16 protein-coding genes are annotated in these 20,946 nt (G+C 39.1%); 9 read left to right on the top strand and 7 right to left on the bottom strand.

The genetic code is table 11. The features are described 5' to 3' along the window. Nucleotides 1–71: 71 nt before the first annotated feature. The gene (locus BW935_RS08540) at nt 72–416 is read right to left on the bottom strand and encodes a PadR family transcriptional regulator (protein ID WP_076500582.1); all 345 of its coding nucleotides are present in this window, start codon (nt 414–416) and stop codon (nt 72–74) included. Between the two features lie 206 nt (nt 417–622). Between BW935_RS08540 and BW935_RS08535 the strand changes: the two genes are divergently transcribed. Then, the gene (locus tag BW935_RS08535; protein WP_076500581.1) at nt 623–1,537 is read left to right on the top strand and encodes a glutaminase; all 915 of its coding nucleotides are present in this window, start codon (nt 623–625) and stop codon (nt 1,535–1,537) included. Nucleotides 1,538–1,665: 128 nt separating this feature from the next. On the opposite strand, the gene BW935_RS08530 is transcribed toward BW935_RS08535, so the two are convergent. From BW935_RS08530 to BW935_RS08520, 3 genes are all read right to left on the bottom strand, one after another. Continuing rightward, complete coding sequence (locus BW935_RS08530; RefSeq protein WP_076500579.1) at nt 1,666–4,230, bottom strand: OmpA family protein; 2,565 nt, start codon at nt 4,228–4,230, stop codon at nt 1,666–1,668. 3 nt (nt 4,231–4,233) lie between these two features. Further along, nucleotides 4,234–5,394: a hypothetical protein gene (locus BW935_RS08525; protein WP_076500578.1), complete on the bottom strand. Its 1,161-nt coding sequence runs from the start codon at nt 5,392–5,394 to the stop codon at nt 4,234–4,236. 212 nt (nt 5,395–5,606) lie between these two features. Beyond that, nucleotides 5,607–5,906, bottom strand: a complete 300-nt coding sequence (locus BW935_RS08520; RefSeq protein ID WP_076500576.1) for a thiamine-binding protein — start codon at nt 5,904–5,906, stop codon at nt 5,607–5,609. A 246-nt stretch (nt 5,907–6,152) separates the two neighbouring features. Between BW935_RS08520 and BW935_RS08515 the strand changes: the two genes are divergently transcribed. From BW935_RS08515 to BW935_RS08485, 7 genes are all read left to right on the top strand, one after another. After that, complete coding sequence (locus BW935_RS08515; RefSeq protein WP_076500574.1) at nt 6,153–7,184, top strand: DUF4407 domain-containing protein; 1,032 nt, start codon at nt 6,153–6,155, stop codon at nt 7,182–7,184. A 268-nt stretch (nt 7,185–7,452) separates the two neighbouring features. Further along, complete coding sequence (locus BW935_RS08510) at nt 7,453–9,045, top strand: amidohydrolase family protein (protein ID WP_076500573.1); 1,593 nt, start codon at nt 7,453–7,455, stop codon at nt 9,043–9,045. 201 nt (nt 9,046–9,246) lie between these two features. After that, nucleotides 9,247–10,047, top strand: coding sequence for an alpha/beta fold hydrolase (locus BW935_RS08505; RefSeq protein ID WP_076500571.1), 801 nt, complete (start codon nt 9,247–9,249; stop codon nt 10,045–10,047). Nucleotides 10,048–10,153: 106 nt separating this feature from the next. Then, on the top strand, nt 10,154–10,603 hold the full coding sequence (locus BW935_RS08500) for a MarR family winged helix-turn-helix transcriptional regulator (protein ID WP_076500569.1): 450 nt from the start codon (nt 10,154–10,156) through the stop codon (nt 10,601–10,603). Nucleotides 10,604–10,683: 80 nt separating this feature from the next. Continuing rightward, nucleotides 10,684–11,199 carry a YceI family protein gene (locus BW935_RS08495; protein WP_076500567.1) on the top strand — a complete coding sequence of 172 codons (516 nt, stop codon included), beginning with the start codon at nt 10,684–10,686 and terminating at the stop codon, nt 11,197–11,199. Between the two features lie 76 nt (nt 11,200–11,275). Next, nucleotides 11,276–12,226, top strand: a complete 951-nt coding sequence (locus BW935_RS08490; protein WP_076500795.1) for a ring-cleaving dioxygenase — start codon at nt 11,276–11,278, stop codon at nt 12,224–12,226. Next, nucleotides 12,219–12,830: an alpha/beta hydrolase gene (locus tag BW935_RS08485; protein ID WP_076500565.1), complete on the top strand. Its 612-nt coding sequence runs from the start codon at nt 12,219–12,221 to the stop codon at nt 12,828–12,830. Before BW935_RS08490 ends, BW935_RS08485 begins: the two co-directional genes overlap by 8 nt. A 212-nt stretch (nt 12,831–13,042) precedes the next feature. On the opposite strand, the gene araA is transcribed toward BW935_RS08485, so the two are convergent. From araA to BW935_RS08470, 3 genes are all read right to left on the bottom strand, one after another. Further along, nucleotides 13,043–14,542 (bottom strand): L-arabinose isomerase, encoded by a 1,500-nt coding sequence (gene araA / locus BW935_RS08480; protein ID WP_076500564.1) that lies wholly within the window; start codon nt 14,540–14,542, stop codon nt 13,043–13,045. 32 nt (nt 14,543–14,574) lie between these two features. Beyond that, nucleotides 14,575–16,449: a sodium/sugar symporter gene (locus tag BW935_RS08475; protein ID WP_076500562.1), complete on the bottom strand. Its 1,875-nt coding sequence runs from the start codon at nt 16,447–16,449 to the stop codon at nt 14,575–14,577. 168 nt (nt 16,450–16,617) lie between these two features. Further along, nucleotides 16,618–17,328: an NUDIX hydrolase gene (locus tag BW935_RS08470; protein WP_076500559.1), complete on the bottom strand. Its 711-nt coding sequence runs from the start codon at nt 17,326–17,328 to the stop codon at nt 16,618–16,620. Between the two features lie 498 nt (nt 17,329–17,826). On the opposite strand from BW935_RS08470, the gene BW935_RS08465 reads away from it, so the two are divergent. Further along, nucleotides 17,827–20,928 (top strand): SusC/RagA family TonB-linked outer membrane protein, encoded by a 3,102-nt coding sequence (locus BW935_RS08465; RefSeq protein ID WP_076500557.1) that lies wholly within the window; start codon nt 17,827–17,829, stop codon nt 20,926–20,928. Nucleotides 20,929–20,946: the final 18 nt, after the last annotated feature.

Genomic DNA, 20,946 nt, shown 5'->3' with positions numbered 1-20,946 from the left:
GATTTGTGATGGTATTAACTTTATTTTTTGGTTTTAAACCTTCGAGGTTTTTGAAACCTCAAAGGTTTGTCTTAGGCCAAGCCCGGCTTCCACCCAGGATCAAGAATTCTTTGGAGATTACCGACGAAGCTTTGTAACTCAGACATCTTGGCACTGACTTCCTTTTGTCCATCCTTGGTGAGGCTGTAGTATTTTCTGACCCTATTATCCACTTGTTGGATTTCTGTAGTCAGCATTCCTTCTGCTTCGAGCTTATGGAGGGCAGGGTAGAGGGCACCTTCGGTGATTTTTATTTCGCCTTCGGTAAGTTCCTTGACCCTTTGGGTTATTTCATAGCCATACATTCTGTCATTTTCCTCGAGCAACTTGAGGATGATGGTCTGTAAGCTTCCTTTGATTAAGTTATTGTTTGACATAGCGTTTTTGATGCATCAGTAAGTCAAATATATAAAAAAATTATATACATAAGAAAATTGGGTATGTGATTTTAGGTCTGAGTGATAAAAAAAGAATGATTTTTAAATGTTATACGGTTTTACCTTTCGATAAAAGTGAATGGTTGTGAAACTGATAAACTTCTATAAAATTTTGATCTGACTGATATAATTATCATTTTGACCTAATGGATTATCAGCAAATCATAGAAGAAGTATATCGAGAGGTTCAGGAGGAGAATTTGAGAGGAAAAGTAGCTACCTACATTCCTGAGTTAGCAAGCGTCAATCCAGATCAATTTGGGATTGCATTGGTGGATTTGGACGGCAATGTTTTTGGAGTTGGAGATTATCAGCTACCTTTTTCTATTCAAAGTATCAGCAAAGTCCATACGCTGACGATGGTTTTTCATGTATTCAAAAGCAAGCTTTGGGCTAGAGTCAATGTTGAGCCTAGTGGCAATCCCTTCAATTCCATCGCTCAGTTGGAGTATGAAAAAGGGATCCCTCGTAATCCATTTATCAATGCGGGTGCTTTGGTCATCACCGATGCACTTTGTAGCAAATTTGAAAGACCAATTGAGCAAATATCTGATTTCATCAATGAGCTTGCAGGACAAACTTGTGTTCGGATCAATCAGGAAGTCAAGCAATCTGAACAAAATCATGCAGCAAGGAATACAGCCTTGGGCTACTTTCTGAAGGCTTATCAGAACTTTGAAAATGACGTGGAGGAGGTGTTGGATGTGTATTTTTCTCACTGTGCCATGGAGATGAGCTGTGTGGACTTGGCAAAGTCTTTCTCTTTTCTAGCCAATGATGGCTATTCGATTTTTGCCAATCGTGAGATTGTATCAGAAAGCCACGCTCGGAGGATCAATGCGCTTATGCTGACTTGCGGATTTTATGATGAAGCAGGGGAATTTGCATTTCGAGTAGGGTTACCCGGCAAAAGTGGTGTAGGTGGAGGTGTAGCCGCAGTGATGCCGCACAAGTTTAGCATCGCAGTCTGGAGCCCCGAGCTCAATGAAAAAGGAAACTCGGTCAAAGCTATCAAAGCATTGGAGCTATTGACCGATAAATTGTCTTTTTCTCTTTTTTGAAACAAAGTGCTTACCCCAAAAGTCAAATGTCTAAAAATCAGTCCTAATTTGTTGTTTATTTTGGCAAGTCTTAGTGCCATAGCGGATTGCGGTTTGTCGAGCCACAAAGAGGCCAAGGCACTATGAGGTCAATTTCTTCGCTCAATCCTTACTTCTACCTTCCGATCTTGTTCATTGCTGGATCTTTGGGAGCCTCTGACGACCTGACCGCCAGACTCCATTTGGATTTGATCTTCTGAGATGCCGTATAACTCTCCCAAAGCATCAGCTACTGCTTTTGTCCTTTCCCCAGCAAGCTTTAAGTTGTAGTTTACGTTTCCGGTATTATCAGCATAGCCTGTCAAGACTAGTTGGTAACCTTCATTTTCTTTGAGAAAATCTACCAAGTTAGCCAACTTCTTGAGCTCATCCTCTGGTGGGATTCTTTGGTTGATGTCAAAATAGATGATTTCTTTGAACCTGAGCAATTGAATTTCTATTTCAGGAGCTCTAGCTACGAAAACAGTATCTGTCTTGATCGCAATTTCTATTGGTTCCGTAATTTCTGCTTTGATTTCTTCACTCAAGCCTGCTTTCTCTTCTTTTTCAGTTTCCTGCTCCTTCTCTAACATAGCCGATATACTGGATTCGATCATTTCTGGCGTAATCCTAGCGAGTAGGAAGCCTAAGGTTGTTCCTACTTGTTGAGCTCTTAATAATTGATCCTCCTCTACAGCAGCTTGAGAGTCACGATAGGCTTGAACTGGACTACTGACAACTTCTCTACTTACTGTAGGGGTAGTGTTGCTATTGCTTGTGTTAGAATCTAAAGCTCTAGCGGTCGCGGCTCCGCCAAAAAAAGCTCCAATTCTTTGAAAAAAATTTCTCCTTTCTCTATCATCTTCGGCAGTCTCCGTAACTTGTCTTTCTTCAATTGTAGTTTGATTGATTGTCGTACTTTCTTTTTCTACAGATCTATTTCTATCGGACAAATCAGGGGCAATGCTTCTGCTTCTTTCTCCTCCCATATAGATAAACTCCCTGGGGAGAGCACTCAAGCTATCCCTTTGTGCTTGGAGGCGTTTGGATTCCTGTTCAAGTTTTTGGATTTTTTCCTCCTGCGCTTTTAATCTTTTCTGTTCTTCAGAGGTAGAAGCCTGTTCGTTGTTTGCCACTTTCGGTATTTCAGTCGCTGCTTTTGATGCAGTAGATACGTTAGCAGTATCTATTGAAATTCGTTCTTCTTGTAGCGTTTTTATGGTGTTTCGATCATTGAAAGTGATATTTCTCCATAGGCTATCTAAACCAAAATTAACTGAACTAGAAGGCTGTATTTGATATGCTCGACTCAAAGATTGAATGCTGTCAATTTCAGTTTTTAATTCAATTTCTCTTTTTTGAATACTATCCAATGAATAGCGAAGGTCTTGTCTTCGTTTTTCAGTAAATAGAATCAAGGAATCGCGCTCTACCGAAGAAAGTAAGGTGTCTGCTTTCAAAAGCAAGTCTTGTTCTTCAAATTTTTGGTTAATTTCTACCAGTGACTTTTCTCTGACTTTGCCTTCTAATATCCTCCTTCTCCTTTCTTCCACTTGCTGATTCCAAGTAAGTATTTGACTCCTATAGCTCAGACTATCCAACCTTGCTTGATCGATCAATTGTATATTTGTGAAGTAGTTGTAAGTGTTACCTGATGAAAAGGCTTTTGTGCTATCTTGTTTTTGGTTATTATTTTCAATGCTTGCTTTACTAGTCTTTTGGTCACCCACTTGATAATTTGGGTAGTTGGTACTCAGCTTTGGTGCTCTGAAAGAAGACTTTTTGACACCAAAATTGTATTTCAGACCTATGCCATGATAGATAATCCAGTCATTTAGACCATTATTTCTACCTCTATTGGGATTGTTAGGATCTACTGTATTGGTGCCAGGCTGTGCTGCATAAGCTTGGAAATCATTGTCGTAGTCGCTTCTGTATTGGCCACTTACGTCATCCAAGTAGTCGCTGAAACTGTGGATAAAATCTGATTGTGCAAAAATCTCAAACCTACTTCCAAGTCTAAACCTTACTCCAAGACCTAGGTTAGCATAAAATACACCTTGATCATAACCCTCCCTCAATTCAGTTCTTAGAGGGGGCAGTTCAGTCTCATATATGCCATTTGGTTGTACATTTGGATTGGTATAGTCATATCGATTGCCATCATCATCAAGCAGGTCACCACTTACATTGAAGTCCAATATCCCAAAACCCAAAGAGGCATAAGGAGCTATCCACGAGTTTGCAGGGAGTAATCTGTCATTGTCGGTCTTGAAGACAAAGGATAGCCCCATATCTCGGGTATTGTTTTGGAAATTTAAAGCCCGATCAAAAAAACGATTGCTTCCTAGTAGCTCTCCATTGCGCTGCACATACCTATCAGACATGGAAAACTGATATTGCCCATAACTGAACTGAAGGCCTATGGTGGGGCTCAGTTGCCTTTCAAGAGAGATTTTCCAAGAATACTGATCAAAGTAATTTTCATTAAAATAAAACAGGTGATGAATGGCATCCCAATTAGAAACACCTCTGATCCTGTAGGGAGTCAAGTCTCCGTAGTAATTGCTATAGCCACCGCTGACTCCAATTCTCCATTCGTAATCCTTTTGTTGAGCTAGAATTGAGGAGATTGTTATCAAGCTGAGGCTTATTGATATCATCAGCTTTTTCATAGGTTACCTCCTGTTGTTTAGCCCTACCCACAGGTTGAATTCCAAACTCATACCAACATACGGTTGGATATAGTCTGTTTTGACTCCCGAGCTGATATCCTCCATATTGATCAAAACTGCACCTGCATTGAGTCGCATGACACGGAACATTTTATACCCTAATCCTGCGTAAATTGGAAGGTTTACGATAGGTCCAGAGATGCGTTCACCACTGCTGGCATTGAAATTTTGGAGAAATACACCAGTCGAGAATGATGCGTTGCCAAGGAATTTCTGAAAAGTTTTATTTCCCAAAGGAAGGGAAAGTCCAAGATATGGTCCGTTGAGGTATTCAGTGGAACTGAGACTTCTCTTGATAGCGAAAGCACCATAACCAAAGTTTAGTGGAAGGGTGCCTGGTTTTTTCTCTGTAGGGTAGGAGTTGACAGTCCTGATATCTACTAAAGACATCAAGCTTCTAGAGAGAAATTGCTCTGTTTCATTTTGGACAGCATCGATTAATTCTTCTATATACTTATTGGCATAAGCGGCTTTTTCATTATCTCCATCACTTTTGCCTAAGATGTTGAACCTCGCTCTGCGTAACTTTAGCTTATTCCTTTGATCTAGTTTTTGTTTGACTAGGTCTGAAAAACCAGGGAAGTCTCTACCTAAAAAATGTCTATAATCCTCTAGTCCGTTTTCGACAATTTGATTCATTTGCGAAAGCATCACTTGATCATTGTTATAAGCTTTGATGCCACCAGAAGATACTTCAAAGTTTGATTTTATATAGGCCTCAAGGTTCTCTCCAATTGCTTCCTTGACTTCATCCATTTGTTTTTCACTTGCTCGTTCGTAGAAAAAAAACTCAAAGTCATAATTTGTGTTACTCTTAAGTGGGTTTGCTACAAAGATTTCATATTGGTTGACTTCAAAGTCAAACGCTCTTTTCCAATCATAACTCTCCGCCTGATTAGCGCTTTTACCTGGTCTATTTACTCTTATTTTCACATATTCAATTCCCCGTGGCAAAGTACCTTTGATGTAAAACGGTTCCTCAGCTGGCAGTACTACACCAGAATTGATTTCGTTGGAAACGACATCATAATTGATTGATTTGATCTGGGAATGTGAAAATTGGTAGAAGAAAATGAAGATTGTGAAAAGGAGTAACTTTTTCATAAAATTTATTTAGTTTAGGTAAAAAGGGTTTTAAGTGAAATAAATTTAGTTTATTGATCTAAGACAAGAATATACGAAAATAACTTGATTTGGACCTATTATGTTCCTTAATCTTTGGAATAGCGGCCTTGCATAAAGGTTAAATTCCCATCTGTTTAGCAGGAAATCCGCCAATTGATTGGTTCTATTCTTGCTCGTCTCGCAAGGCCAATTTATTGGTATTTCCCTGTCTTATCTACAATATAGACGTCCTTATTTTTCCTGATTTGCATTCGGTAATAAATTAAAACTTCATCAGCACCAGCAGCAAGTACAGCCTCTTGTGCGTCCATGGCGATTTTCATTAATTCTTCCTGTTCTCCTTCCATGACCGTTTCAAAAGGTGTTACCACGTGGTTTACACCAGAGTTTTGAATTACTTCTATGGCTTTGTCGACCAAAGCATAACTGTCGAGATTTTTACTTTTGGGTACGATTTGTATACCTAGATTGATGATGTGTTTATTTTTCATATTTCTTAAGTTAAGAGATGCTCAGAATCGAACGGAAACTGTTCGGTTTTAATAATTCGTTCGGTTTTAGACAAATTATTCTTTAGAAACAAAAAAGAGGCGAAAGTCACTGAACCCTACCAAATCATGTTTTATCTCAAATTTAAGGGCTTTAGTCACATTTCTTAGCAAATAGGATGAAAGAAAAATACTTTTGGCTTGGTCTTCTCTTCATCTTGAAAGTAAATATTATAGTCGATATCATTCATGGAAAAAATCACTCGCTTTTTCTGGTTTTGTAGTGGAGCTAATTTCAATTTGCTACAAAAATCTCCCACGGATAGAAACAAATATGTAGGCATTGGAGGAACTATTTTTTTTACCGGGATCTTAGCTACTTTATCTGCTGGCTATGCATTATTTACAATTTTTCAGTCATCTTATGCTGCGATTGGCTTCGCTTTGATTTGGGGGTTGATGATTTTTAATTTAGATCGATTTATTGTTTCGAGTATGCGTAAGCGAGCAAATGCTTGGTCTGAGTGGAAAATGGCAATTCCCAGATTGATCATGGCTGTCATCTTAGCACTGGTGATTTCAAAGCCTTTGGAACTGAAAATTTTTGAGCGAGAAATCAATAGGAAACTGGATGAGCAAAAAATTCAGATGATGGTGGACAGTAAAGATGCATTATCTGCTAGCTTCAATGAAATTGGTGTACTTGAAGCTAGAAAGGATAGCCTTTCAAGAGCCATTCAGAAGGCTACAGCTTACAGAGATCAATTGCAGCAAGAGTATGATCATGAGCGATTTGGAGTCAAAACAGATGGGAGTAGCGGGATCGTTGGCTTAGGTACAAACGCTAAAAAGAAAGAGCAACAACTCGATGCTGCCCAATTGGAGTTAAATCAAATGAAAGCAGATCATCAAAATAGAATTGATATACTTGATCAGGAAATCTTTTCGCTTGGTACTCAGAAGGAGGCAGAGTTTCAGAAGGTGAAACCACAGATTGATGGCTTTGACGGAATGGCTGCTAGGATTGATGCTTTAGCTGATTTGACATCTGAAAGTCAAGCGATTCGGTATGCCAATATTATGATCATCCTTTTGTTTGTTGCAGTAGAAACAGCTCCTATTTTCGTCAAACTAATTTCGCCGCGTGGCCCATATGATTATCTATTGGATTTGGCTGAGAAAAACATTGAAGTATATGCCAGTGAAAAGACGGAGAAATTAGAGTATGAAAGCAATCTGAGATTAATGAATATACGAATCCATAATAAGACCAGTAACTAATTTATAGCCAGTCTTGAATCAAGCCGATTTAAATAGATACTGGAAAGTTATTTATTGATAACTTGTCCCGGTTGATCGGGATTGACTATGAATCTGAGGCTTATTCTATTATAAAGACTCTATTGGTAAGAAAGTGTACAATCATGTTAATAAATATGAAAAGAATTAGTGTTATATAGTTATTGATGCTAAACCAGCTGATTTAGGATGGGTGGTTTTTTTATTGAGCGGAGAATTTTTAATTTACTTTCGTCAATCAACATCACTTATGAAAAGAAACTTACTCCTAATCCTTATTTCGCTCTTTTTATTTCCCCTAGAAAATCATGCTCAAGTCATGCCTTCTCCGGACAGGAAGGAAGGTGATGGACCTTTTGATCGCTTGATCATCAGAGGAGTCACATTGGTAGATGGGACAGGCGCGCCTCCAATAGGTCCTGTTGATATTGTGGTGAGTCAAAATAAGATTTCAGAAATCAGAATCGTAGGATATCCAGGGTTGCCAATCAAGGAGAATAGAAGACCACAAGCTGGAGCCAATGACCAGGTTTTGGATTTGGAAGGGCATTATTTGCTGCCTGGGTTTATAGACATGCATGGGCATATTGGTGGTGCGGGCCAAGGAACGCCAGCAGAGTATGTATTTAAGCTTTGGATGGCGCACGGCATCACGACTGTGCGAGATCCATCAGCTGGTAATGGACTGAACTGGGTGCTTGAACACAAAATGAAATCAGCTGCCAATACCATTACTGCACCGAGGATATTAGCCTATACTTCCTTTGGTCAAGGAGCTGGGAAAACCATCACCAATGCATCGGAAGCCAAAGTATGGGTCAATGAAAATGCAAAAAAGGGTGCTGATGGGATCAAGTTTTTTGGTGCAAAACCAGAAGTCATGCAAGCGGCATTGGAAGAAAATAAAAAAATAGGACTGCGCTCAGCAATGCATCATGCGCAAATGGATGTAGCCCGTTGGAATGTGTTAAATTCAGCCCGTGCTGGATTGACCACTATGGAGCATTGGTATGGATTACCTGAAGCGCTATTCGAAAAACAATCGATTCAAGATTATAGGCTTGATTATAATTACCAGAACGAGCAGCATAGATTTGCAGAGGCAGGTAAGCTTTGGAAGCAAGCCGCAGCGCCTTATTCTGAACATTGGAATAAAGTTATGCAAGAGTTGCTGGACTTGGACTTCACCATTGATCCAACATTCAATATCTATGAAGCCAACAGGGATTTGATGCGTGCGAGAAGAGCAGAATGGCATGAAGAGTACACCTTACCTTCACTCTGGAGATTCTACAAGCCTAGTAGAGAATCTCACGGTTCTTATTGGTTTGACTGGACTACAGAAGAGGAGATTCAGTGGAAAGAAAATTACAGGCTTTGGATGACTTTTGTCAATGAATACAAAAACCGAGGAGGTAGAGTGACTGCTGGATCGGATTCGGGATTTATTTACCAGCTTTATGGTTTTGCATTTATCCGTGAACTGGAATTACTCAGAGAGGCAGGTTTTCATCCATTGGAAGTGATTAGAGCCGCTACCATGCATGCTTCGGAAGCACTGGGTTTAGATCAGGAAATCGGAACTGTAGAAGTGGGGAAGTTAGCTGATTTTGTCATTTTGGAAGAAAACCCACTGCAAAATATCAAGGTACTCTATGGTACAGGAGCGATTCGGATCGGAGAGGATAATGAACCAGTCAGAGTAGGTGGCGTAAAATATACCGTAAAAGATGGTATTGTCTACGATGCGAAGCAAATGCTTGAAGATGCAAGACAAATTGTATTGCAACACAAGGCCAGAGAAGAAAGTAGAAAACTCAAGCAACCAGGCTTGGATTGGTAAATAGAGATCAGACTTAGGGTTCAAGAAATGATGATCGATTATTTATTGGTTGTTTGAGGTAAAAAAATAGGCTTGCGATAAAATGTGGAGTCAATCCTAAAACATGCTTATTATAAGATCGTATCTGATGAAGAGGTCTTCAATAATTTTGTTTTTCAATTCTTGAAAGCCTAACTTAAATATTCCAAAAATTTTCAAACTATGCCATATCTTCAAGTCAATCAAGTCAAATTGTTTTATACTGATGAAGGTTCAGGTAAGGAGACGATTGTTTTTGCACATGGCTTACTTTGGAGTCATAGCATGTTTAGAGATCAAATAGATTTTTTAAGGAAAAGTTATCGTGTCATTGCCTATGACCATAGAGGTCAAGGTCAGTCTGAAGTAACGCCTGGCCCTTATGATATGGATCTTTTGACAGCTGATGCTTTGGCGTTGATTGAGCAGCTTTCCGATGGCCCTGTACACTTTGTTGGATTATCAATGGGGGGATTTGTAGGAATGCGACTTGCTGCTCGCCATCCTGAGAAAATCAAGAGTTTGATATTGCTTGAAACATCAGCCAATACAGAACCTGTAGAGAATCTGCCCAAGTACAAGATGCTCAATGGCATAGTTAAATGGCTAGGTGTAATCCCACCAGTGGCTCAATCTGTCATGAAGATCATGTTTGCTCAGAGTTGGTTGGACAATCCAAAAAACAAATCGGCGATTCAGACTTGGACAAAAGCGCTACAATCCAATAAGAAGACAATCACACGTTCTGTGGAAGCTGTGATTTATCGAAAAGGTGTAGAAGAAGAGATCAGAAGTATACAATGTCCTACAATGATATTGGTTGGTGACGAGGATGTAGCTACCAAACCTGAGAAAGCAAAGTTTATCCAAATGTCTATTCCAAATGCCAAGCTGCATATGATTCCTGGAGCAGGCCATTCAAGTTCAATTGAAAAACCTGATGATGTCAATCGATTGATTTCAGAATGGATGAGCCAATTTTAGCTATTTCAAGCCCTTTAAGAAAAAAAATTAAAAAAATTTGCGTCCATATAGAACATTTTGCTACATTTGCATGTATATACATTAAATACAAAAACAATATATACCAATGAGGATAGAAGATGAAATAAAGCAAAAGACCTTCAAAGACCCCTACAATAAGTTAGTGGTAAACTTGCTTTATACACATAGCTATATTGTTTCTAATCAAAGTGCATTATTTAAACCACTTGGTCTTTCTCCAGAGCAGTATAATGTATTGAGAATATTGAGAGGACAACATGGGAAACCGATCACGGTATCTTCTATTCAAGAGCGGATGCTCAATAAAATGTCTAATGCTTCGCGACTTGTTGAAAAACTCAAGCAAAAGGACTTGGTTCTGAGAGAAGAGTGTCCTTCTGATAGGAGACAAGTCGATATTATGATTACAGCCAAAGGTCTTGAGGTATTGGAAGAATTAGAAACAGCAGTGTATGCATTCAACAGAAATATTGTAAAGTTGACCGAATCAGAAACAAATCAACTCAATGAACTGTTGGATAAATTGAGAGGGTAAATTTTTTTACCCCTATTAATGTATAGACATTCAATGTAAGCACAGAAATAAAACTTAAAAACTAAACTAAAACAAAAACTATGAGCAATGTAACAAAATGGGCTATTGACCCAACCCACTCTGAAGTATCATTTAAAGTAAAGCACTTAGTAATCTCTACAGTAACTGGTTATTTTAGAAAATTCGAAGGTGCTGCTGAATCTACTTCTGATGACTTCGCAGGAGCTAAAGTATCCTTCTCAGCAGATATCGATAGCATCGATACCAACCAAGCGGACAGAGATGGTCACTTGAAGTCTGATGACTTTTTCAATGCAGCTGAATATCCAAAATTATCCTTCTCTGGCGTTGTAGAAGGAGGAAAGCTGAAAGGTGACTTGACTATCAGAGAAGTAACCAAAGCAGTTGAGCTTGATGTGGACTTCGGTGGAGTAGCAGGTGACCCATATGGTAACACCAAAGCTGGATTCGAGATCGAAGGAAAAATCAGCAGAAAAGATTTCAACTTGAAGTGGAATGCTGTAACAGAAGCAGGTTCTGTAGTGGTATCTGATGCCGTAAGAATCATCTTGAGCATTCAGCTTGTAAAACAATAAAATAAACCAACAAATGGTCCTGTCAGCAATCTTACTGGCAGGATCACTCACTACCACAATTTTATTTAAAAATAACATGTCAGCATTAATCACAGGAATCCATCATATCACAGCCATTGCTGGAAATGCTCAGGAAAATGTGGATTTCTACACTGGAATCCTCGGACTGAGAATGGTGAAAAAGACCATCAACTTTGATGCACCAGATGTTTATCATTTCTATTTCGGAGATGAACTGGGTACTCCTGGTACAGTATTTACAACTTTCCCATTTGAGGGAGCTAGAAAAGGAACAAAAGGAGCAGGTGAATTGACCTATACTGCTTTTTCAATTCCTGTTACTTCCTTGACTTACTGGAAAGAGCGATTGAGAAAATACAACATCATCACCTCAGATGTATTGACCAGATTCGGTGAGCAATTGATCCGATTTGAAGATCATGATGGTATGGGTATCGAATTGATAGCCAATGATCAGGACGATAGAAAAGGATGGACCTATGGTAATATACCTGCTGAGCATGTGATTAAAGGTTTTTACGGTGCGACCCTCAATTTGAGAGCGAAGGATTTAACAGAAAAGTTGCTCACCCAATTTATGAATTATAAATTCATAGCTGAAGAAGAGGGTCGCTACCGTTATGGCACACAAGGCAAACCAGGTGATATTGTCGATATTGTATTAGACAAATCAGGAAGACAAGGTGTGCAAAGTGCGGGTACAGTTCATCATATTGCTTTCAGAACGGCTAATACCCAAACTCAACTGGAGATACAAAATATCTTGATGAATAATGGCTACCATGTGACGGAGGTGAAAGATAGAAACTATTTCAAATCCATCTATTTCAGAGAGCCAGGAGGTGTATTGTTCGAAATTGCGACAGATGAACCAGGTTTTGCCATAGACGAGGATGAAGCGCACTTGGGGGAACTATTAAAGCTTCCTGAGTGGGCTGAACCTCATAGAGAGAAAATAGCCTCAAGATTGGCTAAAGTTCAATTAAATACAGAAAAATATGTCTGATATCATCAAAGCAGGAAAGTCAATAGAAGTAGCAAGTAAAGTAGCAATCATGGTCCACGGCAGGGGAGCGACTGCTCAAAGCATTGTCAGCCTAAAAGATCATTTGAATTTGGGCGACTTTGCCATATTAGCTCCTCAGGCTCCTGGAAATACATGGTATCCTTACAGCTTCATGGCTCCTGATCAGAGTAACGAGCCTGCTTTTTCACAATCCATTCAGAAAGTGGATAACATTGTGAAGGAGGTTTTAGACAAAGGGTTCAAGCCTGAGCAGATCTACTTTATAGGTTTCTCTCAAGGGGCTTGTCTGTCCTTGGAATATGCAGCACAAAATGCGCAAAAGTACGGTGGCGTCATTGCATTTACAGGTGGACTTATTGGAGAGAAGCTCAATGCGCCTAAGTACAGTGGAAAGTTTGCAGGAACTCCAGTTTTCATAGGTTCAAGCCATCAAGATATGCATGTGCCTTTATCAAGAATTGAAGCTTCAGCCGAGCTGTTGGAGAAAATGGGTGCGGCTGTGAAGACTTACATTTTCCAAGACTCTGACCACACCATCCGACAAGAGGAGATCAATTGGGTGAATGTCAACATTCTTAAATAGTATAGATTTTCATTAAATTTGTTTCTTAGATTAAGTAGAAAGAGCTGGCGTTATTGTCAGCTTTTTTTTGATTGCTTGTTTCGTTAGGCTAATGCAAAAATCATCAGAACAATCACAAAGCTCTATGAGAACTTAGAGAAAGCAGAAGAAATAAAAAAAAGGAGAACAGCTACTGCAAATCTCCTTTTTGAATCATTAAAGCAAATCAATTTTTAAAATCCCAATTTATAAAATGCATCACTCCATCTGATTTCGTTTTGGAGTTGCTTTAAGTTACTGTTTTTATCGATGGTAATATTTTCTATGCCTGCGATCTTGGCAAAATCATCCAAATGCTCGGTTGTCAAACTTTGACTAAAGCAAGTATGGTGAGCACCACCAGCATAGATCCAGCCTGCGCAACCTGTGTTCATATCAGGTAGTGGCTTCCACATCACTCTGGCCACAGGTAGTTTTGGCAATGCATGTGGTACTTCCACAGCCTCCACTTCATTGACCACAAGCCTGAATCTATTGCCCATATCTACCAAGGAGGCATTGAGCGAAGCTCCTGCTTTACCATTGAAGACCAATCTTACAGGATCTTCTTTACCACCGATTCCAAGAGGATGAACTTCGCAAGTAGGCTTTCCATTTGCCAATACAGGATCTACTTCAAGCATGTGCGCTCCGAGTACCATGCTATTGCTCGGGTCAAAGTGATAGGTATAGTCTTCCATGAAGGCATTGCCGCCTTCTAAACCAGTTCCCATGACCTTCATGGCTCTGACCAAAGCAGCCGTCTTCCAATCACCTTCACCGGCATAGCCATAGCCTTCAGCCATTAGCCTTTGGGTTGCAATGCCAGGTAATTGCTTCATGCCATGTAAGTCTTCAAAGGTGTTGGTGAAACCTTTGAACCCACCTTCTTTTAAGAATTTTCGCATGCCAATTTCAATTTGAGCAGCATCTACAAGTGAAGCTCTTTTGGAACCGTTCGCTTTTAGGTTGTCAGCTAAGGTATAGCTAGCTTCATACTCCTCTATCAGGGTCTTTACTTCTGAATCTATAACAGCATTGATTCGTTCTACTAGGTCTCCTACAGCAAAAGTATTCACTGCAAATCCAAACTTGAGTTCAGCTTCTACTTTATCCCCTTCTGTCACGGCTACGTTGCGCATATTGTCTCCAAATCTTGCAAATTTAGCCCCTTGCCAATCAGCCCAAGCAGATGCAGCTCTAGCCCAAGTATCGATTTGTTTTTTGACTTGCGGGTCTTGCCAATGTCCTACCACTACCTTTCTCTCAATCTTCATCCTAGAAACCATGAAACCAAACTCCCTGTCGCCATGTGCACTTTGGTTGAGGTTCATAAAGTCCATATCTATACTATTCCAAGGAATATCCCTATTGAATTGGGTATGGAGGTGAAGCATTGGTTTCTGGAGGATTTTCAAGCCATTGATCCACATCTTGGCCGGGGAGAAGGTGTGCATCCAAGCTATGACTCCAATACAGTTTTTATGTAGATTAGCTTCTTGGCATACAGCAAAGATTTCCTCTGTTGTTTTTACAGTAGGTTTGAAGATGATGCTGACACTGATATCTTCGGCTTCATGGAGTGATTTTGCGATTATTTGCGAATGTTCCGCGACTTGACGAAGGGTCTCCTCTCCGTAAAGGTGCTGGCTTCCGGTGAGAAACCAAACTTCGTTATGCTTAAGGTTATTCATGATTCAATATAATTAGGTTTGATATTCTTTTTTTACATCCAGAAGAAATAGTAAAGTAGCCCAACGATCAAGATGATTCCTGCTGCACCGAGATTGAAAGGTGTGGCAGTATTAAACAAAACAGGATCTACAGTCAATGATTTTGGATCAGCAGTTTTCATTTTGACATTGGTATATAATATAACACCAAGCATGATGAATAAAGCTGCAGCCATAAAAACAGATTCAAATCCAATACTTGCCCAAGCGCTATATTGGATTATTCCTATGATGGTCAATATTATTCCTGATCCTAGAAAAAGATAAGCAGCTGAAAGTGATTTACTACCTTTCCCAGTTTCTTTGAATGCTGGATTTTCGAATGTTTTCTTTTCAGAAAAACTGATGGCTGAGGCGATGGCCAGTAATATGATGAATACGTAACCCATTCTCAACAAGAATGGCATATCAGGGTAGATTACTTTGAATACAATTCCTGCTGGAATGGTAGCAATCGCCGTCCAAAGGGCTGCATTGCCTGTGATCTGTCTCCAGAAAAGTCCCATACAGAATACAGCCACTACGCCAGGGTAGATGTATCCAGTATATTCTTGGATATACTGAAACACTTGATCTAAGGAGGCTAACTGAGGCGCTACAAGCATCGCAATCAATAAAGCCACTACTGCAACTAATCTTCCTGATTTAACTAATTGATTGTTATTCGCGTCAGGGTTGAAATAGACCTTGTATATATCCATTGTGAAGATGGTGGAGGTGCTATTGATCATGGATGCCAAGGAAGATACAATGGCAGCCGCTAATGCTGCAAATGCTAAACCTCTAATGCCTGCTGGTACAAAGTTTTTCAATAACCATGGATAAGCTTCGTCAGATTTATTGATTGTACCGATTTGCTCAAATGGAATATTGAGCATAGCAGAGAGTTCTTCTGGGGTTGACTTATTGATCAAAACCCAAGCAGCAATTCCAGGGATGACAACCAAAAGTGGTATTAAAATCTTTAAATATCCTGCGAAGATGAGTCCTCTCTTTGCATCTTCTATGCTTTTTGCAGCCAAACCTTTTTGAATGATGTATTGATTGAATCCCCAATAGCCAATATTGGTCAACCACATGGCACCCAAAACAACAGCAACCCCTGGTAAATCCTGATAAGCGTCTTTTAAACCACCGACTCCATCAGGAATCATGATTTCACCTTTTGGTATCACCATGACAAAATGTTCCCTAGCGCTTTCATATAAATTTGCCATACCAGCTATGACTCCTGATCCATCCCCTACCGCATCTAAGGCTAAATAGGTGGTCACTAATCCGCCTGCAATCAACACAATCACTTGCACCACATCAGTCCATGCTACGGCAGTGAGTCCGCCATAGATAGAATAGATACCTGAGAATACCAAGAGACCGATAATACCATATTGCAAAGGTACCCCCATGATTTTCTCTAAAGCCAATGCTCCCAAGTAACTTACTGAGGTTAAGTTTACAAATACATAAACTAGCAGCCAGAATACAGCAAAGGCTGTGCTCACTCTTTTGTCAAACCTAGATTCCAAAAACTGTGGCATCGTATAAATGCCATTTTTAAGAAATACAGGTAAGAAGTATTTGGCTACGATAATAAGGGTGATTGCTGCGATCCATTCATATGCTGCAATCCCCAGACCTATCGCAAAACCTGAGCCTGAGGTACCGATGAAGTGTTCTGCTGATATATTGGCAGCAATCAAGGAGGCGCCGACTGCCCACCAAGTAAGGGATTTATCTGCCAAAAAGTATTCTTGTGCGGTTTTTTGAATTCCTGCTTTGGATCTGGAGACCCAGAGTCCTACTGCTACTATGACTACAGCGTATACTGAAAATACAATATAATCCAGGGTTGAAAATCCTGCTTCCATAAAGGTTTGTTGGTTCTAAAGGGTTTAATTGTCAATCTTACACATTATTTTTTACAAATAAAAAGAAAATAAGTGTCAATGTAACACTAAAGATTGAAAAAATATATAATTGAAGCAGTTGGTGCTTTATAGAAAGATGGGAGTAATCAAAATAAAAAAAGGAACTGATTACTCAGTTCCTACAGGGATTTCATTTTTTGGGATAAAGTTGTGAATGTTAGTGAAGTTCTCTTTGTAATGCTCTTCGTCTAATGAATAATAGAAGGCTCCTTTTTTAGAACTTGACTTGTCTTTGTCTTTCTCTTTTTTCAAAAGCTTAGTAGATAGTACTTTACGTGTAAAATTTCGTTTGTCTATTTTGGTGTCATAAAGTCCCTCGTACATTGCCTGTAATTGAGGCAGCGTAAACTTTTCTGGTAGCAACTCGAATAGAATTGGATGAAATGCCGCTTTATATCTCAACCTATTGAGGGCCATCTCTACCATTTCGTTGTGGTCAAAAATTAAATTAGGCAATTCTTTGAGTGTAAACCATCTGGCATGGAAATCATCATTGATCTGTGTTTGATATTTTTCTATATCAATTAAAGCCACATAGGGAAGTGCAATCACTCGCTCAATAGGATCCCTTTCTGGAATGCTAAAGGCTTGAATTTGTTCTAAATAGACATCATGAAGCCCAGTGAGTTGCTGCAAGATTCTTTCAGCGGCCTTATCTGCAGATTCTTCTGGCTGTATAAAGCCGCCCATCAAACTCCACTTTTCCCTTTCTGGAGCAAATCCTCTTTGTATTAGTAGTAGTTTATAATCTGTGCCATCAAATCCAAAGATGATACAATCTACAGCAACTAAGAGTCTTGTTTGGTTTGAGTATTTCATAAAAATGAGTTCAATTAGGTTTAAAGGGTGCTTACTAAAATGAAAGATAGTAAAATTATTTTTATAAATTCAACATTGACACTTAATAATCTGATTTCTCGCATTTATTAAGAATTGTTCCTAGGAATCATTTTTGAAAATTGAATAGTAAATCAATGTTTTAGTCTATTAAGTGTCTAAAAATATTTTTTAATTTTTTTGCTATTAATATCTATCATAAAAATCAGGTAATCAATTGATATGGTGCTTTTTCAGTCTATGTTTTAAGGTTTTTTACAGTTGATTTATATTAGTGAAAAGTAAATTTTTGATTTAATAGTGTAAAAAATACAATTAATAATTTGCGACTTTTAATTTTAATTTCTAATATTCGATTGTGATAGTAAAAAATCTACTTAATTGATCTCAAACTCAATCTAATGAAATGAGCGTCGATTAATAATTTTCAGCTATTTCAAACAGTGAAAATTATCCCAAATTCAATAAACCCTAAATTTTATGAACTTAAAACGTTTACGATTGAGGATAGCCACACTTCTTTCATTATGTGTAATTTTTACATTTAATGTTAGTGCATCAGTGGCTGTCAAAGATGCAAAAGCTGGGTTGGAGGCAGAAGCTCAAGAAGTAACTGTGAGAGGTACAGTTATTTCAAGCTCAGATCAACAACCAATTCCAGGCGTAACAGTGTTGGTAAAAGGGACTACAAGAGGTGTTGCCACCGATCTTGATGGTTCCTTTTCTATTTCAGTACCAAGTCAAACATCTGTTTTGGTGTTTTCTTTTGTAGGTTATACTTCTCAAGAGGTGACTGTAGGTAATCAGTCTCTTCTTAATATAACACTTCAAGAGGATATATCTAATTTGGATGAAGTCATTGTAGTGGGCTATGGTACCCAAAAGAAGTCGGACATCACAGGTGCCATTTCTGTTGTGGATACCGACGAGATCAAGAAATTTTCTACCAATGATGTGGCACAAATGCTTCAAGGTAGGGTCTCGGGGGTTCAAGTTACCTCAGATGGTCAACCTGGAGCGTTCCCAAGTGTTAGAATTAGAGGAATTTCTACTTTCGGTAATGGACAGCCACTTTATGTAATTGATGGAGTTCCAGTTGGGACTACACCTAGAGACTTCAATCCAAATGACATAGAAACCATGCAGGTGTTGAAAGATGCTTCTGCTGGGGCTATTTATGGATCTAGAGCTGCCAATGGGGTGGTAATCATCACTACGAAGCAAGGAAAGAAAAATACCCCACTTAAAGTAGAGTATAATACTTATGTTGGGGTTGATCAAGTATGGCAAAGGATTCCGGTCCTAGGTAGGGAGGATTATCAAATGATCATCAATGAGGTGCAGAGAAATGGAAACCAACCACTAGTTCCAGCAAATGATCCAAATAATCCACGATTTATTTCTGACATTGATACTGATTGGCAAAGAGAGGGTTTGAAGAATGGCTTTAGACAAAATCACAACCTTAATTTCTCTGGAGGTGGTGAATATACCCAATACAATGCATCCGTTGATTATTTTGAAAATAAGGGAACGCTTGTAGGTAATGGACCTAATTACGAGAGATATTCTATGAGAATGAATACGCTTTCTGAGAAGGGTAGATTGAAAGTTGGTACATCTCTCTATTATACGCACTCTTATGAAGATGCTTTGACTTTCAGACCAGATGTTTTGGCTGGTAATAGACCTCCACTTATTGCCGACTTAGTTCAAGCTATTCCAACCATGCCAATTTTTGATCCAAATAACCTTGGTGGTTATGGCGGTACCGAAGCAGATTTGCAAAGAGCAATTTCTCTAAATGTAATTGGTGTGAACAACTTATTTACTGCCAATACAACAGTAGATAGAACATTTGCTACAGGATGGGGTGAATATGCGCTTATCGATCAAGAAAATCATAAATTGAGTTATAAGCTCAACTTGAATTATGATAGAACCCATGCTAGAGACTTGGCTTATCTTCCTGCATTCAGATTGGGCTTTTTCTTCAATGATGGAACCTCTCGTATGGATGATGGTCATAGAATCATCTCTACAGGCCTAGTAGAAAACACCATCAATTACAATGGAACATTTGGAAAGCATAGGCTAGATGTATTGGCAGGCCAGATGTACCAAGAGGGTGGGACAATCAACAGAAGTGGTTATTCCGAGGGAATAGATGTCAACTTTCCTGTCTTAAATAATGGTGTAAACAAGCAAGCTTCAGGATCTGAATTTAGATATGCGATCGCTTCATACCTAGGTAGAGTAAACTATGCTTATGATGACAGATACCTCGTCACTGCGACGCTTAGAAGAGATGGTTCTTCCAAGTTCTCTCCTACCAATAGGTATGGTAACTTCCCATCTGTTGCCTTAGGTTGGAATATTCACAATGAAGATTTCATTACCTTACCTTCTTTTATAGCAGACTTGAAATTCAGAGCTTCTTATGGTCAATTAGGTAATGCTAATATAGGTGACTATCTATATTTTGCTACGATCAACCCAAATGTCCTATATAATTTCGGTGGTGAAGTAGTGAGAGGTTCAATTCAAACACAACAAGTGGATCCTAATATCAGATGGGAAACCCGAACTACTTCAAATATTGGTTTCGATGGAGCCTTGTTTGATGGGAAGTTTGAATTCTCAGCAGAATACTATAACAGTACAACAAAGGATATCCTAGTAAGTGTGCCGATTCCTGCTTCTACAGGTGCTGCCGGAAGTCCAGTAGTAAACGCAGGAAGCTTGAGAAATCAAGGTTTTGAATTTCAGTTGACTTACAGAAAAATGACAGGTGATTTTACATTTGATATTTCTGCAAATGCAACTACTTTGAAAAACGAAGTTTTATCCCTTGGAGGGGATAACCAACCGATTTTTGGGGCTGGTTCTAGGACTATAGTAGGCCTTCCTATTGGACATCATTTTGGACACAAAGCTATCGGAATATTCCAATCTCAAGAAGAGATAGATAACCACGCCTTCCAAAGTGCAGGAACCGCACCAGGTGATGTTAAGTTCGCGGATATCAATGGTGATGGTGTCATAGATTTTGCTGAAGATAGAGTGAATCTAGGCAGTGGATTGCCTACAGTTTACTATGGTTTAAATTTTTCTGGTAAATACAAAAACTTCGACTTTACGCTCTTTGCCTCTGGAGCTGGAGGATATTTGATTCATAGTCGTCAATACAGAGATATCATGCTGACCATGGACTTCACTAATAGGCACGAGGATATCCTTCAAAGATGGACTCCTGAAAACCCAAGTGAAGTATGGCCAAGATTGGTAGCAGGAGATCCAAATCAAAATCAAAGAAATTCTGATAGAGAGGGCTGGCTGCAAGATGGAACACACCTGAGAATTCAAACCGTCTCTGTGGGTTACAAAATCCCTACGATTGGAAATGTATTAGGCAAACTGCAATCAGCAAGGGTGTATGTGTCAGTTCAAAACCCATATACATTCCAGGCTTACAAAGGGTATAATCCAGATTTTACTTCAGGTGTATTCAACCCTGGGTTTGATTTTGGGTCATTTCCGAGACCAAGGACAACCATGCTTGGATTACAAGTATCATTCTAAGACATCGTTTTCAACCAA

The organism is Belliella pelovolcani, from assembly GCF_900156785.1.
GTDB classification, from domain to species: domain Bacteria; phylum Bacteroidota; class Bacteroidia; order Cytophagales; family Cyclobacteriaceae; genus Belliella; species Belliella pelovolcani.
Note: the sequence above shows the minus strand (reverse complement) of the source record. Positions and strands in the feature narration are given on the sequence as shown.

Bases quoted from the DNA above. Each gene is read 5' to 3' on its own strand.
- BW935_RS08500 (WP_076500569.1), top strand. From the start codon at position 10,154: ATGAGGATAGAAGATGAAATAAAGCAAAAGACCTTCAAAGACCCCTAC.
- BW935_RS08490 (WP_076500795.1), top strand. From the start codon at position 11,276: ATGTCAGCATTAATCACAGGAATCCATCATATCACAGCCATTGCTGGA.
- BW935_RS08530 (WP_076500579.1), bottom strand. From the start codon at position 4,230: ATGAAAAAGCTGATGATATCAATAAGCCTCAGCTTGATAACAATCTCC.
- BW935_RS08505 (WP_076500571.1), top strand. From the start codon at position 9,247: ATGCCATATCTTCAAGTCAATCAAGTCAAATTGTTTTATACTGATGAA.
- BW935_RS08535 (WP_076500581.1), top strand. From the start codon at position 623: ATGGATTATCAGCAAATCATAGAAGAAGTATATCGAGAGGTTCAGGAG.
- BW935_RS08485 (WP_076500565.1), top strand. From the start codon at position 12,219: ATGTCTGATATCATCAAAGCAGGAAAGTCAATAGAAGTAGCAAGTAAA.
- BW935_RS08465 (WP_076500557.1), top strand. From the start codon at position 17,827: ATGAACTTAAAACGTTTACGATTGAGGATAGCCACACTTCTTTCATTA.
- BW935_RS08475 (WP_076500562.1), bottom strand. From the start codon at position 16,449: ATGGAAGCAGGATTTTCAACCCTGGATTATATTGTATTTTCAGTATAC.
- BW935_RS08470 (WP_076500559.1), bottom strand. From the start codon at position 17,328: ATGAAATACTCAAACCAAACAAGACTCTTAGTTGCTGTAGATTGTATC.
- BW935_RS08525 (WP_076500578.1), bottom strand. From the start codon at position 5,394: ATGAAAAAGTTACTCCTTTTCACAATCTTCATTTTCTTCTACCAATTT.
- BW935_RS08520 (WP_076500576.1), bottom strand. From the start codon at position 5,906: ATGAAAAATAAACACATCATCAATCTAGGTATACAAATCGTACCCAAA.
- BW935_RS08515 (WP_076500574.1), top strand. From the start codon at position 6,153: ATGGAAAAAATCACTCGCTTTTTCTGGTTTTGTAGTGGAGCTAATTTC.
- araA (WP_076500564.1), bottom strand. From the start codon at position 14,542: ATGAATAACCTTAAGCATAACGAAGTTTGGTTTCTCACCGGAAGCCAG.
- BW935_RS08495 (WP_076500567.1), top strand. From the start codon at position 10,684: ATGAGCAATGTAACAAAATGGGCTATTGACCCAACCCACTCTGAAGTA.
- BW935_RS08540 (WP_076500582.1), bottom strand. From the start codon at position 416: ATGTCAAACAATAACTTAATCAAAGGAAGCTTACAGACCATCATCCTC.
- BW935_RS08510 (WP_076500573.1), top strand. From the start codon at position 7,453: ATGAAAAGAAACTTACTCCTAATCCTTATTTCGCTCTTTTTATTTCCC.